This is a genomic window from Candidatus Vicinibacter affinis, assembly GCA_016714365.1.
GTDB lineage: Bacteria > Bacteroidota > Bacteroidia > Chitinophagales > Saprospiraceae > Vicinibacter > Vicinibacter affinis.
Map to the genome: position 1 here is coordinate 65,342 of JADJNH010000006.1, position 17,115 is coordinate 82,456.

General features: G+C 39.6%; 10 protein-coding genes and 1 tRNA gene. 5 read left to right on the forward strand and 6 right to left on the reverse strand.

Annotation, left to right across the window (positions count from 1 at the left end; translation table 11 throughout):
• Positions 1-427 precede the first annotated feature (427 nt).
• Both IPJ53_13480 and IPJ53_13485 read right to left on the reverse strand, forming a co-directional pair.
• Positions 428-1,747 (reverse strand): hypothetical protein, encoded by a 1,320-nt coding sequence (locus tag IPJ53_13480; GenBank protein MBK7800108.1) that lies wholly within the window; start codon positions 1,745-1,747, stop codon positions 428-430.
• A 266-nt stretch (positions 1,748-2,013) separates the two neighbouring features.
• Positions 2,014-6,660, reverse strand: coding sequence for a gliding motility-associated C-terminal domain-containing protein (locus IPJ53_13485; protein ID MBK7800109.1), 4,647 nt, complete (start codon positions 6,658-6,660; stop codon positions 2,014-2,016).
• 351 nt (positions 6,661-7,011) lie between these two features.
• Between IPJ53_13485 and IPJ53_13490 the strand changes: the two genes are divergently transcribed.
• Positions 7,012-7,509 carry a thioredoxin family protein gene (locus IPJ53_13490; GenBank protein MBK7800110.1) on the forward strand — a complete coding sequence of 166 codons (498 nt, stop codon included), beginning with the start codon at positions 7,012-7,014 and terminating at the stop codon, positions 7,507-7,509.
• A gap of 275 nt (positions 7,510-7,784) precedes the next feature.
• The gene (locus IPJ53_13495; protein MBK7800111.1) at positions 7,785-8,234 is read left to right on the forward strand and encodes a nuclear transport factor 2 family protein; all 450 of its coding nucleotides are present in this window, start codon (positions 7,785-7,787) and stop codon (positions 8,232-8,234) included.
• Between the two features lie 144 nt (positions 8,235-8,378).
• Here the strand turns inward: IPJ53_13495 and IPJ53_13500 are convergent, their stop codons facing one another.
• Positions 8,379-10,928 (reverse strand): caspase family protein, encoded by a 2,550-nt coding sequence (locus tag IPJ53_13500; GenBank protein MBK7800112.1) that lies wholly within the window; start codon positions 10,926-10,928, stop codon positions 8,379-8,381.
• A 348-nt stretch (positions 10,929-11,276) separates the two neighbouring features.
• Here IPJ53_13500 and IPJ53_13505 point away from each other — a divergent pair, with 348 nt between their 5' ends.
• The gene (locus tag IPJ53_13505; GenBank protein MBK7800113.1) at positions 11,277-12,473 is read left to right on the forward strand and encodes an MFS transporter; all 1,197 of its coding nucleotides are present in this window, start codon (positions 11,277-11,279) and stop codon (positions 12,471-12,473) included.
• Positions 12,474-12,767: 294 nt separating this feature from the next.
• Here IPJ53_13505 and IPJ53_13510 read toward each other — a convergent pair whose 3' ends face one another.
• Positions 12,768-13,628, reverse strand: coding sequence for a hypothetical protein (locus tag IPJ53_13510; protein ID MBK7800114.1), 861 nt, complete (start codon positions 13,626-13,628; stop codon positions 12,768-12,770).
• 431 nt (positions 13,629-14,059) lie between these two features.
• Positions 14,060-14,131 (reverse strand) — tRNA-Glu (locus tag IPJ53_13515).
• 108 nt (positions 14,132-14,239) lie between these two features.
• Here IPJ53_13515 and gap point away from each other — a divergent pair.
• Both gap and IPJ53_13525 read left to right on the forward strand, forming a co-directional pair.
• Positions 14,240-15,241, forward strand: coding sequence for a type I glyceraldehyde-3-phosphate dehydrogenase (gap, locus tag IPJ53_13520; GenBank protein ID MBK7800115.1), 1,002 nt, complete (start codon positions 14,240-14,242; stop codon positions 15,239-15,241).
• 6 nt (positions 15,242-15,247) lie between these two features.
• Complete coding sequence (locus tag IPJ53_13525) at positions 15,248-16,456, forward strand: phosphoglycerate kinase (protein ID MBK7800116.1); 1,209 nt, start codon at positions 15,248-15,250, stop codon at positions 16,454-16,456.
• Between the two features lie 55 nt (positions 16,457-16,511).
• On the opposite strand, the gene IPJ53_13530 is transcribed toward IPJ53_13525, so the two are convergent.
• Entirely contained in the window at positions 16,512-17,069 is a 558-nt protein-coding gene (locus tag IPJ53_13530; GenBank protein ID MBK7800117.1) for a GNAT family N-acetyltransferase, read from the reverse strand.
• Between the last annotated feature and the right edge of the window lie 46 nt (positions 17,070-17,115).

Sequence of the window (17,115 nt, forward strand, 5' to 3'; positions counted from 1 at the left end):
CCATATGAATACAATAAAGAAAGGACTTAAAATCCTGTGGGCAGTAATGTCCGTGCGGGTTCAAGTCCCGCCCCGGGTACTAGGTTCGGAGAAATCCGGACCTTTTTTATTTTACTCGGGTCTAACATAGGTCGAAGAAATTACTCCCTGGAACATTCAATAGATCAAACTACTCTCATTACGAATACTAAGCTTTTTGATTTCTTAAATACCAGCTATATTAGTTGCTACAAATTCCCAGATTCTTGCAACTTATTTTTAAAAAATCATTCTCAACCTTCAATTAGACGATGGGAGCATAAAGCTTCTCGATTTCTACATTCTCTGTATGATCAGAAGTTGATTTTTCCTTTTCAAAAACAGATCCAAGATTCTTTAGACATTCTGTTTTCCATTTGGAAATCAGAATCCAATTCCTAAAAAAATATTAATCCTTACAATCAGAAATCGCCTTTAGTTTGCCCAATTTTCTCATCGAAATCTTGATGGTTCTCCAATCAGGTTTATGAGGCACTGCGATGGTATTACTTGTGCTGCTGACCACCTCTGCAGATTCGCGTTGAATATTTATTTTGGAGGCGGGCGATGTACAGCTCAATCCACTTTTGTTGGTCTTGAGGGTGGCAAAATTTAATATTTTATCATAGAATATTCCGAAGTAATCTTTACCCGATGTCAAATCGATCATTTGTTCGTAGGCAGTAGTTGGAATTAAATTATTCCATTTCATTTCTCCGTCTGAACCAATTCCTGCTGCCAGGATTCCACCGGTAAAACCATAGGCATCAGCCATGATTACCAGACCTTCTTTTGCATCCCATGAAGCAGATTTAATGTCGAGTTGATGATCGGTCTGATAAGTGTACGACCAAAATACCTTACCCTCCAGATCTGATTTAATAATCAATAAGTCTTTTCGGTGGGCAAGATTCTGTGCGGAACCCATAAAATACAATTCGCCCTGGTCTGATTGTATTACCTTATGGATGTTGATTTCTGCAAACTTAGCCCTGTCTGCATGAAAATGATATTGTCCGGTGAGCAAACCTTTTGTTGAAATTCGCAACACGGGCAGCATGAAATATTTCTTCCTGGTCTCTGCATCGATGTAGGCTCCTTTTTGTAAATAATGGATCAGAAAATCTCCGTTGCTTAATGGGAGAAGTTCTGTCATGTCATCCACCAGGCTGATCATTTTAGTCCATTGAATGTTGCCGGACGGATTTATCAAAGTGATAAATCCATCATAAGGCGAAACAGTCGGATTGCGATGCATCATTAAAATATTTCCGGCTGTATCTGTACACATGGATGGTTCTTCAATTCCTTTTAACGAATCGGAAACCAAAGACCACATCGGTTCCATTCCTTTGCCATAACAAGATATCACCGCTTGCTTTTCTTTAAATCCATATCCTGAAAAAACCAGACTACTTCCGGACATAGCCACTTTTTCCCACCTGAAATCATGCATACCATCACCCATTGCATAGGCCTCAAAGTTCTCACTCCCGAATTTTCCAAAAGCCACGAACCCATCTTTCTGGGTGCCACCGGATGAACGCTCCGCATATTTTCCACTCTCGCCACACATCACAAACCGATCATCTCCCAAACCTGTTGCATCGCAAGTGATACCCTTGTTGTCAAGGTGGTTCGCATTTTGCCCACCGGAGTTACTGGCACACGAACTCATAAACACTCCTAAAAAAATAATTCGTGTTAACACCGCATATTTCCAATTCACCTTTTTCAATTTTAATTTTCTTCAAAATAATATTAAGATATTGCTCGCAAGATATGCTACCACAATCAGAGATCTCTCACACAACTATCATTTATTAATTTTCAAATTCTCTAATTCTCTAATTTCCTAATTCCCTCATTCTCTAACTCTCTAACTCTCTAATTCTCTCGTTAGCCGCTTTCGCGGTTCCTTCACTTATCGTGCTGTCGCACGATACTCTGCTTAACGCAGAGAGCGTTCAGTCATCTCAAATTTCCCAATTTCTCCTACCTCACCACACTCACATCTCCCGCCAGGGTCACTGTCGTTCCATCTATCCTCGTTGCTTTTACATAATACACAAATACACCCTGGTTCACTGGCTCGCCACGGAAGTTGCCGTCCCAGCCCGCCTGCAGATCATTCACCATAAAATTGCCGGATAGAAATACCAGGTTGCCCCATCGGTCATAGATTCTGAATTCGTCTACTTGCTTGATGGAATGATTTCCAAACACCGTGACAAAATCATTTTGCTGATCTCCATTCGGAGAAAAAACATTGGGCACCCAAATTTGCGTATTGTTGTCCACCCGGATCTGAACAATGGCTGTACTGGTGCATCCCAGACGATCGGTAACGGTGAGTGTATAATTTTTTGATCGCAGAATATTCACTTCAGGATTCAAACAATCACTGCAACTCAAACCATCCGACGGAGACCAAAGTATCGTGACCGGATTGAAGTTCAACAAAGGTTTTAGAATTATTTTATCACCCAGCGTGATGTCAATTTTATTTTCAAGCTCTGTTTCCAATTCGATTGGAACAATCAAACTGAAATACTGAGTGTCGATGCAATTCAATGAATCCTTGATCAAAACTTTGTAATCACCCGGAGGCAATTTGCTGACTGAATTCAATTTTCCAAAATTCCTGCCGTCATCAAAACTGAATAAAAATTCAGGAATTCCTCTGATTGCCTGTGCGCTTGCTCCGCCAAATTGTTCATCATAACAACGAATCGAATCTACCGTAAGTGCAGCAGTTACTAGATCTACAATTAAGCGGGTATTGATCACACTGTCACAACCATTGATGGTACTCAGGGTATCCACAAATACTCCTGCCTGATCATATTTTTTGGATCCAACCTGAATGAACTGTCCTTCACAAATCATGCGCGGATTTTGCAAAGCAAATATAGGATGCACCGTTAACGAAGTTCTGATGATACTGTCGCATCCATTTAAAGTCTGAAGCGTATCCAAATAACTTCCGGCATTGGAATAAAATTTATTTCCTACTTGAACACTTTCGCGATCACAGATCACCGGTTGGAAATTCATGTCATAGACCGGATTAACCTGTAAGGAAGTTCGAATGATGCTGTCGCAATTAAAAATACTTTTCAGAGTATCCAAATAATTTCCGGTGTTCCCGTAAAATTTATTGCCCACCTGTATGCTTTCTCCTGCACAGATAATTTGGTTGTTGACCTGATCAAATACAGGTCTTACTATCAATGAAGTATTGACAATGCTGTCACATCCGGAAACGGTGGATAAAGTGTCGGTATAATTTCCTGTTGCGGTATATTGCTTATTACCCACCTGAACAAAAGCACCTTCGCAGATTTGTTTGTTGTTGGAAAAAATGTAAACCGGCCAAACTTGCAAATCGGTATATATGATGCTGTCACAACAATATCGATTGCTAAAGACGTCTTTGTAACGTCCCGATTTGGTATACACATTATTGCCTACCTGATGACTTGCTCCGTCACAAATATTTACTTTTTGCGTATCGTTTTGCACCTGTGTTAAATCAATAATCTCAAAAGTCAGAGTATCTGAAACACATCCAAATTCATCCCTGGCATTTGCCTGGTGTAATCCAATCGACAACCCACTGAACAAACCATCTCCTGTCCACCGGTCACCATCCATAGAATAGTAATAGAGCGGATAAGAACCTGTTGCAAGGAGGTTTACAAAAGGCGTTGGATTGCAACAAGATTTATCCAACTGCGCAGAATCCATTTTAAGTGTAATCACATGTTGGTAATCTCCTATCATCAATTGCCGACTTACCATGCAATTGCGCTGATCACGGATGGTGATGGTATAACTACCCGGATCCAAAGGATCAAATATTCCCTGACTCAGCCAATTGCCATTGTTGTTCAACTCATATTGATAAGGTGGAATTCCACCCAGTCCAATGATTACAATACGTCCTGAATCTTTACAACTTCTTGCACGAACCAACAACACGCTGTCTCTCAGATCAGGAATGGAAGGAGGTAATTTTTGAACAAATGGCCGGATGCACTGACCAATTTTTGAGTATACAGTGATCAGGGAAGATGGATTGTATTTGTAAATGGTGTCGCGGGAAAAATTAATTCCATCCCTTGAATATAATGTAATGCTGTCTGCTGCACCGGTATGAATACTCAGTATGGTAACAGACTTTGCATTGCAGGAATCTTCCAGACTCAGACTTACATTGAGCTCAGGATCCAGCACTGTAATGCTAAAAGTATCAAATACTTTCATATTGCATCTGTCTCCCAATTCTACAAAATAAGTTGTGGTGCTGTCCGGCGTGATAATGGGATTAAAAGTTGTCGGATTGTTGATGTCGTTGGAAGGTTTCCAGGAGTAGGTCGCGAATTTGGAAGGTACGGATACCTGAATGGATTCTCCTTTGCAAATGACGTAATCATCCAGGGCTGCAATTTCACTTACATAATCCAGACAAAACTGCTGCACATTAATCGCTCCTCCTGTTGCAGCAGTAAAACCAAAATAGACAAGTGGATCCGCTCTAAAAATAGTCTCAATGATGTCTCCGCGGTATTCCAATCTCAATTGACAATCTACATAAATCTGAAACAAATTTGACTGCGGAGTCCACTTCACCCTGCAATTATGAAATTTGCAATCTTCCGCATTGGCAAGATTGGGAAGAATTCCTACAGGTCCAGCCAACTGATCCGGTGAGGCATGGCTCACATTTCCATTCCTCATCAGAGACATATGATCATATACCGGATCATTGAAATTTCCATTTTCCCAAGTGTCAAATTCAATTGCCAAACTGGGTCTGATTCCCTGATAGCCAAGACCACCGCCTGAAACGCCAATGGAGGTGGAGATTGGTTGAAGGACAAAAGCTATCCCATCAGCACCTGCTCCATCGATGCAACCCAGATTAAGCTGAAAGTATATGTCAAACGGTCGTCTCAAATCTATTTTATCTTCATACCACACACTGCCGGTTTCAAAATTTTTTTCTTCCGTAAGCAGATAACAATCATTTCCCAGGTAGGTAGCATCCTGGTTGAGTACAAACTTTTTATTTTTTGAACTTTTGCAACTGTCAGGTATTTCAAAACTGCTTATTAGTGTACAATTCCTTTCATCCGTAATGGTGGCATTGTAATTTCCGGGTACCAGTAACTGGAACATACTATCCGTCTGGATGTACGTTTTGTTGCTGATCAGATAACGATAAGGAGGCTTTCCTCCTTCCACTCTGATGCCGGCAGTTCCATCACTGATACAATGAGCGGGCGTCACATCAATGCCAATTAATTTAAGTGGACGCGCGATTTCCACGTTTAAAGAAATGCTGTCATTTGACAAATCGAAATCCACGCCATTGTTAGGATTTGACAATAAAAAAGAAACGGTATGCATGCCCTCCGGTACGGATAAACAATTAAAAGAAATATTCTGAGTTTGTCCTGCAATCAGATTACCTGTCCACTTATTTGTTACCACCAGATTACCATCCAAATAAAACTGAATATCCATTTGGGTGATCGTACTGATGCCTTCATTTTTAGCGACTATGATCGGGCATAAACTATCACCGCATAGATCAGCCAAAAAACGGATATCTTTTGCAACCACATCAAGATTGCCAACAGGCTGACATCCGCGTGAACTGATAAGATAGTTCCTCCGAGTTTCAAGAGTAGCCACCATCCTGGTCTTTTGTCCTTGACTGAAATGCACCGGTTGGCAAGAAGAATAATCCATGTAATTCGTATTGTCATCAGGAAGATCCGGTGCATCGGTATTGCAGGAATTTGTATTGCAAGGGGCAAAAGAAGCGGAATTGTCCGGAGGAGTATCACAGACCCTGTCCCCGTCCAGCAGGCAGTTGTTGTTTACACATCCTCCATTAAAAGTATGGTCCAGTCCAAAGTAATGTCCCATTTCATGCGCAGTGACGGTCGTACCACCTACAGAAGTCCAATACCTGGCCTCTTGCATAATCCCATCCACCGTACAAGGCGCCCCCGGAAAATAAGCGAAGCCCGCAAGACCACAACCAAAATTGGCATTGAACAGATCTGTCACCAACCAGATGTTGACGTACTGACGGCAATCCCATGAAACCAGACTTTTGATGGCCGCATCGCTGTTGGCATTGGTACCCGGACTGCACATCGGATCGTTGACCAGATCGCTAAACGTGCGGGTGATGCCATTGGTAGGCTTTCCGGCAGGATCTCTTCTGGCCAGACAAAAACGGATTTCTACATCGACCCCTGTATTGGTTTTGAATGGTCCTTCATTGGAAAAGGATTGATTCAACAAATCAAGTCCATTCTCCACTTGCTGGTTAGTGAGATTATTTCCTTGACCTATGGGTGTCCCGGGAGGTACCACCAGATGAATGACCACTGGAATCGTATAAATGACTTTTGAAAAATTGGATTTAGGACCGTTTTGATTCAATTGCAAGGTATATTCATAAATATCGCGTTCCATTTCCAGGAAGGCGTTTTTGTATTCAGGATTGGTATTCAATAAATTTCGATGAAACTCTTCATGCGCACAAAAGGGGGCAACACCTTGACCGATTACGATCTGACAAAGTGATAAAAAGCCAATGAAAACAATGTATTTTTTCATGCTAGGAAGACCAGGTTATGGACTTAAAGACTTCATGAGCCCCTTTAAAATGAAATGATCCCTCAATATTATGCCAAATTAAGGATTAACTGTCAACTGATGAACGAAGTTTATTCCTCCAAATTCTTAAAATTCGCAACAAATCACAAAAATTCCCGTTTTTTCTACTCAGTAACTGATAACGAAGTTGTTTTTAAGGTATTTAGTCTTGTATTTGGTTAAATCAGGGTTAAAAAAGTTCCTATAAAACCAATCTCAAAATCATTTATTGTAGTTTTGTCTTTGTAAATTATTGATCCACCATAACTTTTAAAAATGCTTCAATCTCTTTTCTCAAAATCTTCTGTTCTGATGCTGGCAATTGTAATTTCTGCCAATCTTATTTCATGTGCCCAGACTCCGGCCAAAGATGCCAACAATGGCTATAAAGCAGAGCAAGAAGGATGGTTAGTCAATCTCGATGAAGCCTATGCACTATCCAAGAAAACCAATAAGCCGATCATGGCTAATTTCACTGGTTCAGACTGGTGCGGCTGGTGTAAGCGTTTGTCCGCAGCGGTCTTTGTTAAAGATGATTTCAAAGCATGGGCAAAGAAAAATGTAATCCTTCTGGAGTTGGATTTCCCTAGAGGTAAAGCCATCCCGGATGCCATCAGAACCCAAAATGCCAATCTTCAGCAAGCTTTTCAAGTTTCTGGATATCCAACTATCTGGGTTTTTGACCTGGAGAAAGATAAGAAAACCAATCAATACCAGATTAATGCGCTTGGCAAAACAGGTTATACCGCCACTGTTCAGGAATTCACTTCCGGTGTAGACCAGATGATCGCCAAGAGAGCCGCTAAGTAATTGATCCGAGTTACCGGAGGTAATTTCGGTATGATTTTATTATAATTAGTTTCATGCGCCAGGGTGAATAGAGCTTTACTTAGTTATTTTTATGAAGCCAACTCACTCAGTCCAATTTTACCGGCGAACTTTATGGAATGCAGGAATTGGTTTCTTAAATACTTGTTGCAAGATTTACCATACTGTTGAAAGCCTCGGCCATTCAATTTAAAATGTGAGCTTGTAAAAAAGGACCATCATTTGTATCAAACCCGAAGTGCAATAATTAATTTACCTTGAAAAGAATCTTTCTTTTATTATGGGGTCTTGCAATGTCAACCATGCTGTTGTCACAAAACTCCCCTACAACAAAGGAACGAGAGGTACAGCAAACGGTCATTAATTTTTTTGAAGCGATTTCAAACAGGGATTCAACAACCCTGAAGAAATACATGACTGCAGACATCGAGTTACTGGAATATGGGAGTTTATGGAATGCAGACACCCTGATTAAAAAAGCGATAAAATCAAATACCTCGAGTGATTTTATAAGGAAAAATACTTTTGACTTTCTCAGCACTCATGTTCATAAAAAAACCGCCTGGCTTACCTACCATCTCTACTCAGACATAACAAAAGAACGTAAACAATCTTCTGTGCATTGGTTGGAGACCGTTGTGCTGATAAAAGAAAAGCAGAGTTGGAAAATCAAACTCTTACACTCCACATTGATTTCCCGTACTTAAATTAGAGTGCATTGTAAATAAAACATTACAGTCGGACACCAATTCCACCCAAAAAACATATATCACCTATTGGCCAACAATAAAAAATCGATTGGCATAATAACAGTAAGATTAATTGAAAAGATCCGAAACTAACGAAAAGTTCTATTGAATTAAGTTTAAACACTTCTTTACCGAATCAGGAATACTAAATTTGCTGTTGACACTTTCCCAATTTTTTATTACCAACACTCTGTTATCAAAATCCGGATCCATGCATAATTTTTCTAAATCTATTTCAACTAAACTGAATTTTAATTCATTTAGATGCTTACAGATCATTGCATAGGCGAGCCAATTGCTTTGCATGGATAGTTTGGATAATTTCTGAATCCAATTATTGGCCAATTTATTTTGCTGCAGCATAAACAAATTTGAAATGTACTTTCCCATCAATTCCATGTTTTGCGAATCAGTTTTCAACGCCTTCACATAATATTCATCTGCACGTTTATATTCATTCAAACCATATTGGAAGACATCCGCTAAAACTTTAAAGTTGGGATATCTGGAAGCCTGGTGAAGTAAAACACAGGTATCAAAATAGAGCTTTGCCTCCTGTCGGTGATTCAAAAACAGGTAACACCAACCCATTTCTTGGTAATACTTAGGGTGACTTCCATTTAAGCTTAATCCCTTTTGATAATTAAAAAGCGCCGTTAAATATTCTCCCTTTTTAAAAAGCATCTTACCCTTTAAAAAATATGCTTCTGCACATTTTGGCTTTTCCTTAATGATTAATTCCAAATATTTCTCCGCTGTGGCATAGTCCCTCAATTGGATAGATAGTTTTGCGATTCCCAAATATGGAACATAAGCTCTTGCCGGAAATTTGAGTGCTGAAGTTTCCCAGTGCTTAATGGCCAAATCCGGTTTTCCCATTTCAAAATAGACCTGCGCCATGTTGTTGTAGGTAGAGGAAAAATTGCTGTCAATTAACATCATCTTGTCAAAGTAAAATTTGCATTGATCATAACGTTTTAATAATCCGTGCACATAAATGAGATTAACGTGTGGTGATTTAAAAGTTGGATTCAACAGAATGGCTTTCTCGAAAAGCGAAACGGATTCCTTCATCAATGCAACATTACCGGTCTCTTCTCCCAGATCTGAAAAAGCAATTCCAATGACATTAAAAGCTGCAGAAGAATTGGGAACAAGGCTTAAATATTTTTTAAAATAAATCAACGCACTGTCCGGTAGCGCCATCGATTGAAAAATGATTCCAATGGTAAAATAAACATAAACAGCGTTTGGCTCCAGGACTCTGGACTTATCTAGAAGTTGTAAGGCATTCTGCATTCTACTTTTATCTGCCGGAGTATAATTATTCATATCAACACCCATACTTTCAATCAAGGCGCTTACGTAAAATCGTCTAGCCAGAATGGAGGAATACATGTAATGGGTCTCTTCCAGCAGCAACAAACAAGAATCCAATTGACGGGCAGCAGATAAAATTTTTGCCGGTTTGGTATTCGGAGAAAAACCTTTCCAAAGAGGTGCTATTAAACTGTCAAAGGTTTGAGTCAATTGTGCGGCCAGATTCCTTCTTATCAAAAAACGAAACTGGTGATCGGGGTAAAGGTTATTGAATTCCCAATAATCTCGCATTGCGTTTTCTCCAACGGGATCAATGAGCTTGCCGGAAAGCAAATGATTATTAAAATTTTTATAAATCATTTTTCCACGCTCATCTAAATCATTCAAATAGATTTCTTCATCACCTTTAATATTAACAATCTTGAAATTAGGATACTCTTTTATTCTTAAGTGATCCAGAGAATCTTTAAATTTTGGATTTACCAGGGTCAACTTTTTATCCCATTTACCAATGATAACCGGAGTCTGTTTGTATTCACTTGCCAAAAAAACTTTTTCCTCCAGGTATCTTTTTAATTCATACAATGAAATGACTTCATCCTGGTTTGATTCTGCAAAGCCCAGCAATCCTTCTTCCAAATAATACGAAAACAATCCGCGACCTTCTCCCCAACTCAAACCTTCCAGAGAAAGTTGATTGGCATCACAAGACAACAACACGGTTGAAATTCGTGACAAAGTATTTTTCAAAGCATAAGAAGTATGTTTGCTTCCTTCCATTCCCCCCGCCAATTTTCCGGAGTGGCAGGCATCAATGATGTAAGTTATATCCACCCCTTTTGTAGTCAACTTTTCAAAATAATCGGAAAGCCTGTTAATCTGGATTACATCATGAATCATTTCGAAATAGTTTTCCTTCGGACTGTCGTACAACAGCAACAAACCATTTTCAGATTGACTCCTGTCTTCAATGTCGCCATGGCCTGCAAAGAAAAAATAAACCCTGTCACCACTGACAGCATTTTGCAATACACTGGAAATGGCATCCCCTATTCTAAACTTAGTAGCCTCTTCATTTAAAAATATAGAGATATTCTGCGAGTCAACACGTTGATGATGTACATTCATCAAATAAGTTCGAAAGGCAATTGCATCTCTGTCTGAATAATTCAGCTGCGCAATATTTTTGTACTTGCTGATTCCAATAATGATTGCATAGGATTTTCCGGATACCGGAATCGGATTTTCTATCGGTATCACTCCTCTATCAGATTGGGCATCCCCAGAGGTGATGTAAAAAATAAAACAAATGCAAAATAATACGTACCTCATGGATGCAGGACAGGATTTAAAATCAAATGCTAAGTTAGAGGCTTTACAAGAATGGAAAAATAACTTTAGTTATATGAAACTTTAGAGAATAATCTAACCACCCAGTTAATTACCAAATCAAAAGAATATTAAAGATTACCCTTTAGTATAAATTTTATCCAATAAGAACCAAACCAAAAATTCCGGTATCCCTACATGGGATATCTTTTTAAACAGCTTTAACCAAAGTTTTGGCCTCTATTTATCTTATAAAATAAGGTTGGTCAGGAGTCAGTATTTTTTTACAATTTTGTAACCAAATCCCTGATTTTGGAAAACAAGAATATTGGTCACAGTCACCCTTTCAACATGATCGTCATTGTAGCTGCGCTGGGCTATTTTGTAGACATTTATGATTTAATCTTATTTGGTATTGTGAAGGACCCGAGTCTGAGAGATCTGGGCGTGGCCGATGGCGATATGTTCTCCGTAGGTTCCTATCTGCTGAATATGCAAATGATCGGAATGCTTCTGGGTGGGATCATCTGGGGGATCATGGGGGATAAAAAAGGGAGATTGTCCACTTTGTTCCTGACCATCCTGATGTACTCGCTGGCGAACATTGCCAATGGATTTGTGCAGACGGTGGAACAATATGCCTGGGTTCGGTTTATAGCAGGATTGGGATTGGCCGGCGAACTGGGAGTCGGAATTACCCTGGTATCAGAGGTCATGACCAAGGAAAGAAGAGGTATGGGTGCCAGTATTGTTTCAGGAATAGGAATCATTGGCGCGGTGCTGGGATTTTTAGTAGCAGACGCCTTCAACTGGCGAATTGCTTATTATGTGGGAGGAGGTTTGGGTCTCGCCCTCCTCGTGTTGAGAATCAGCGTGTATGAATCTGGTATGTTTCATCGGACCAAAGAAGAGAATGTAAAACGTGGGGACTTTTTATCCCTTTTTACCAGTAGAAAAAGATTTGTAAAATATCTTTTGTGCATTCTGGCCGGTATCCCGGTGTGGTATGCCATCAGCCAATTGGCTATTAATGCCTCAGCCTATGCCAAAACAGGTTTGGTGAATGGCACTATTGTAGGCGCACAGGCTGTAACGCTACACTACATTGGAGCCTCAGTTGGAAGCATATTGTTTGGCTACATCAGTGAGCGTTTTAGATCCCGCAAAAAAGCCCTGCTGCTTTCTGTTGCGCTCATGACTGCATGCATGCTGGCTTATTTCTTAAATACTCAGACAAGCCCCGGTATTTTTTATTCAGTCATTGGACTGATGGGAGTATCCATGGGGGGCTTGTGGTCGATCTTCATGGTATCCGCATCTGAACAATTCGGAACAAACTTAAGGGCGACTGTTACCACCACTGCTCCAAATTTTGTGCGCGGCACGACCGTACTTATCAGTATATGCGTTTCGACTTTGGTACCGTCTGTTGGATTGTTGTCTGCAGGATTTTATGTGGGCATTGTTTGTGTGGTGGTGTCGTTGGTAGCCATCTTGTACTCAACAGACACCTATGGTAAAGACCTGGATTATCATGAGCTGAGTTAAGTCAGTAAGCCATCAAATTTCTAACCGCTCTTAATTCATTCTTAAGTTTTCAGGAAGAAAATTGGATTGCAACTGATAAGAATTGAAGCAGATTTAAATGCAAAAACAATTTAAGGATAGTTAAAATAAATTGTGTGTCCAGCATGTAAAGGAGTTAATTTTCACTCAACAAGACAAGTACGCTCTTACAGGATTTATTAATCGCTTCCATTATCTAAATAAAACAAAATTTATCCAGCTTGTTATATTAATGCGATCGTGATGATCGCTAAGCACTTTTTAAAAAAATGTCAGCTATAATTTTATCCCAAAACCTACACCCCATGTAAAAATGCTTTGGTAAACATTCGTCTTGTTGAACACACTTTTATACTCCTTTCCCTGATTGGTTAGGGTAATTTTCTGTTCATTTAATGGTATAGAAGGTAGGTAACAATAATCTCCATTAAATTTAAAGAAAAATCTCTTTTTAATAGGTAGGTTCATTTCGATTCCTGAATTTAATCCAAACGAAAAATATGAACTCTTTTCGTCATACTTATTTTTTCCATAAGCCAGTCTTGGTCCTCCATAAATTACAAATAGCTGATCCCAAAAAATATACCCGGCCCTAAGGTTAAATAAGTTTGATTCCAGTTTATAAATTAGCCGATGCCCATAATCTTGTACGCCATCCACATATTGCACAGAATAAAGATTTTTAAATCCAGTGCTTAAAAGAGTATAATAAGAATACTGCACCCCTAAAAGAAAATTTTTCTTTAGGAAATAATCAAGACCAAATCCAACTGAAGGCCATGAAAAATCATCTGATGCAGAACCGGAACTCGAACTGTACTTGCCCCAGTTAAGATTTAAAGAAGCATCGAAAAAGTTGGGTCCTGCACTGGTGTTGTGGGAAGCTTTATAATTCCGTTGTTTGTGATCAAACCCCTGATCCTTTAGTATTTGATCTACATTGCTGTTATTCCTGGAGCCATAAAAATTTACATAAAACCTAAACTTGTGACTCCGATTATTTTTTTGTTTTGTTGGTAACTTATTGTCAATGAAGAGTCTACTTGAATCCATTTTGGTTTGTGAGTTACCCTGTTGGACCAAAGTCAAGAATGCTATAATTACCAGGGCGATTTTGATAGGAACCGAGATAGACATTTCTTTAGGTTTTTACAAATTTAATGTTAAAAATTTATAAAATCAAATGTAATTAAAATAAGACCATTACATATTAATATAATACTATATATGAAAATGCAATATCATAACGGTCCACTAGTACTCGGTTTTGTAAGTTAAGGTTGCAATTAATAAAGCCAGGATTTCCAGCTACCCACCTAATTTTATAAAAATTACTTACCCTACAGTGCTAACAAATGTTTTGATTGCCTAAAGTTTACCCAACATGGACATATAATCAACTGAAAAAATGAAACGCCACCAATGTCACGATTTAGTTTAGGAACCGCAGCCTCCGTGCTGCGGCGAGTACTGCTGAATGAATACGATTATTCATGCTAATGGAATTACCTTCAAACTCAGAATTACTTAAAAAAAAAAGCCATCAACATTGTTGATGGCTTTTTCAGTACCCCGTAGGGGAGTCGAACCCCTCTTACCAGAATGAAAATCTGAGGTCCTAACCGATAGACGAACGGGGCAGATTTCCAAAAAGAGAGGCAAAGATATGCTTTTATCAAAATTGTGGTAAACTTTTTGCAGGAAATTGAATTCTATAAGCATAAAAATTACTGAACCTTTTCCCAAATATGAAAAAAAGAATCGCAATTAATGGTTTCGGCCGCATAGGACGCCTGACTTACAGGGCATTAAGAAACCGTCCCGATGTAGAAGTGGTTGCTATAAATGACCTTACTGATAACCCCACCCTCGCCCATTTGCTTAAATACGATACCGCGCACAGGAAATTGAACGCCCACATCGTCGCGGGCGAAAATTACATCGAAGTTGATGGCTATAAAATACAGGCATTTGCTATCAAGGATCCGTTGGCGTTGCCCTGGAAAGATCTTGGGATTGATATAGTCCTGGAGTGTACAGGGATTTATCTGACGGCTGAAGCCGCCGGAGCTCATTTAAAAGCAGGTGCAAAAAGAGTTATTCTCTCTGCTCCTCCCAAGGATGATTCCATTCCAACTTTCGTTTTGGGTGTCAATGACCATGAACTCACCACTGAACACACCATTATTTCCAATGCATCCTGTACTACTAATTGTTTTGCACCCATCGTTAAAATTCTCAACGAAACCTGGGGATTGCAGTTTGCCAATATGAATACCATTCATGCTTATACCCAGGATCAAAGATTGCAGGATGCACCGCACAAAGACCTTAGAAGAGCCCGTGCTGCTGCACTCAATGTAATCCCAACCAGCACCGGCGCAAACAAGGCTGTTTCAGAAGTCTACCCTCCTATTAAGGGAAAACTTTTTGGCTCTTCCTACCGCGTCCCGGTGATCACGGGTTCTATGATCGAGGTGTTTTGCTCATTTGAAAAAAATACGACCGCTGATGAAATCAATCAGAAATTTAAAGAACTGGCTGAAGGTCCACTAAAAGGAATACTGGAATATACGACCGACCCATTGGTATCAAGCGACATCATCGGTAACAACCATTCTGCTATATTTGATTCAGAACTCACGGAATGCAAGGGCAATCTTGGGAAAATTGTGGCCTGGTACGACAATGAAAACGGTTACTCCAACCGGCTTGCAGATATGTGTGTAAAATTGGCAACCTTAATCTAACAAATTATGAAGGACTGGAATGTAGAAGGAAGAATCGTATTACTTCGGGTAGATTTTAATGTTCCAATCGATGCTCAGGGCAATATCACTGATGATACGCGGATCGTAAAATCATTGACTACCATAAATAATCTTTTAGATCGTAAGGCAAAATTGGTGGTGATGTCCCATTTGGGTCGACCACTGAAATCTCTGCTCCCGGATGGTCAATTGGATAAAATCAAATTTTCATTGGCACCTGTTGCCGGGAGATTGAGTGAATTATTGAATCAAAAAGTAATGTTTGCCACAGATTGTGGAGGAGCAGATACCAATACAAGACTAAGTGCACTCAAAGACGGCCAATTGCTGTTACTGGAAAACACCCGATTCTACAAACAGGAAGAAAAAGGAGACCCGATTTGGGCAGAGGAGCTGGCTAAAATGGGGGAGTATTTCCTCAACGATGCTTTCGGTGCTGCTCATCGAGAACACGCCACCACCGCCACCATTGCACGCTTTTTTGACAAAAACCACAAAGGTTTCGGATTGCTCATGGATGCGGAGCTTCAAAATGCTGCCAAAGTCATTGAGCATCCAAAAAGACCACTTACTGCAATCGTTGGAGGAGCAAAAGTCTCTGATAAAATTGAACTTATTTCCAACCTCATTGACAAATGTGACCATATTTTGATTGGGGGAGGTATGGCTTATACTTTTTTTGCAGCACAGGGATATCAGGTAGGAAATTCTATTTGCGAAACCGATAAGTTGGAACTGGCCAAGGAATTACTCGAAAAGGCCAAGGCAAAGTCAATCCAGTTGTTACTTCCATTGGATTCGATCGCCGCAGAATCTTTTAACAATGACGCCAGGAAATTGACTACACCCGACGTCAACATTCCGGATGGATATATGGGCCTGGACATAGGACCTGAAACGATCAAACTATTCAATAAAACCATTCTTGAATCCAGCACAATAATTTGGAATGGCCCAATGGGCGTTTTTGAAATGTCCAGTTTTGAAACCGGGACTCGAAACATTGCCATGACCGTTGCGGAGGCGACCAAAAAAGGTGCGTTTTCACTTATTGGAGGAGGTGATTCCGTCGCAGCCATCAACAAATATGGACTTGATGACGAGGTTAGTTTTGTCTCCACCGGAGGCGGAGCGATGTTGGAATTATTGGAAGGCAAAGTATTGCCGGGGGTTGCTGCGATCCTGCAGGAATAAGGCTTTTATTCAAAGTAAAGGTTTTATCACTGGATGATAATTTTAAATCATCACTTTATGCAGATGAATTTTGTGTCTCGTATTCTGTTTTGAGTAATGAAAATATTAGAGAATCAAATATCTGATCCTTCCAGTGATAATGTTGTCTCAAATAGCCCTCCTGCTTAAATCCGAATTTCTGTAAAATTTTTAATGAAGCTACATTTTCCGGACCGGTGCATGCTTCTATTCTGTTTAAATTCATTTTTTGAAATCCATATTCTAAAATTGGTTTGACAGCTTCTGTCATGAATCCTTTTCTCTTAGAATCTTCCGCATGCAAATGATATCCCAGTTCAGCTCTGAAATGAGCAGGATTCCAATTGTGAAATCCGGCACCACCGAGAATTTTATTTGAATTTTTTTCAATCAATTGAAAGTGTACCAAACTCCGATTGTGCATGGAATAACCTTGCTCAAATTTTTGCTTTTCCTTCCAAAATTCTTCATCTGAATGTAGACCCAGTTCTTCTTGTATTTTTTGTTTTGGGAAATTTTCAAAAATAAATCGGTAATCTTCCGGAGCCAGTTTTCTAAGAATTAAACGATCGGTAAAAATTTTTTCAAACTCCATCCAAAGCAATAATTTGTAAATAAAAAAAAATGAAAGGCTATTTTGA

Coding starts and splice junctions, on each gene's coding strand:
- IPJ53_13485 (MBK7800109.1), bottom strand. CDS start 6,660: ATGAAAAAATACATTGTTTTCATTGGCTTTTTATCACTTTGTCAGATC.
- IPJ53_13490 (MBK7800110.1), top strand. CDS start 7,012: ATGCTGGCAATTGTAATTTCTGCCAATCTTATTTCATGTGCCCAGACT.
- IPJ53_13500 (MBK7800112.1), bottom strand. CDS start 10,928: ATGAGGTACGTATTATTTTGCATTTGTTTTATTTTTTACATCACCTCT.
- IPJ53_13505 (MBK7800113.1), top strand. CDS start 11,277: ATGATCGTCATTGTAGCTGCGCTGGGCTATTTTGTAGACATTTATGAT.
- IPJ53_13510 (MBK7800114.1), bottom strand. CDS start 13,628: ATGTCTATCTCGGTTCCTATCAAAATCGCCCTGGTAATTATAGCATTC.
- gap (MBK7800115.1), top strand. CDS start 14,240: ATGAAAAAAAGAATCGCAATTAATGGTTTCGGCCGCATAGGACGCCTG.
- IPJ53_13525 (MBK7800116.1), top strand. CDS start 15,248: ATGAAGGACTGGAATGTAGAAGGAAGAATCGTATTACTTCGGGTAGAT.
- IPJ53_13530 (MBK7800117.1), bottom strand. CDS start 17,069: ATGGAGTTTGAAAAAATTTTTACCGATCGTTTAATTCTTAGAAAACTG.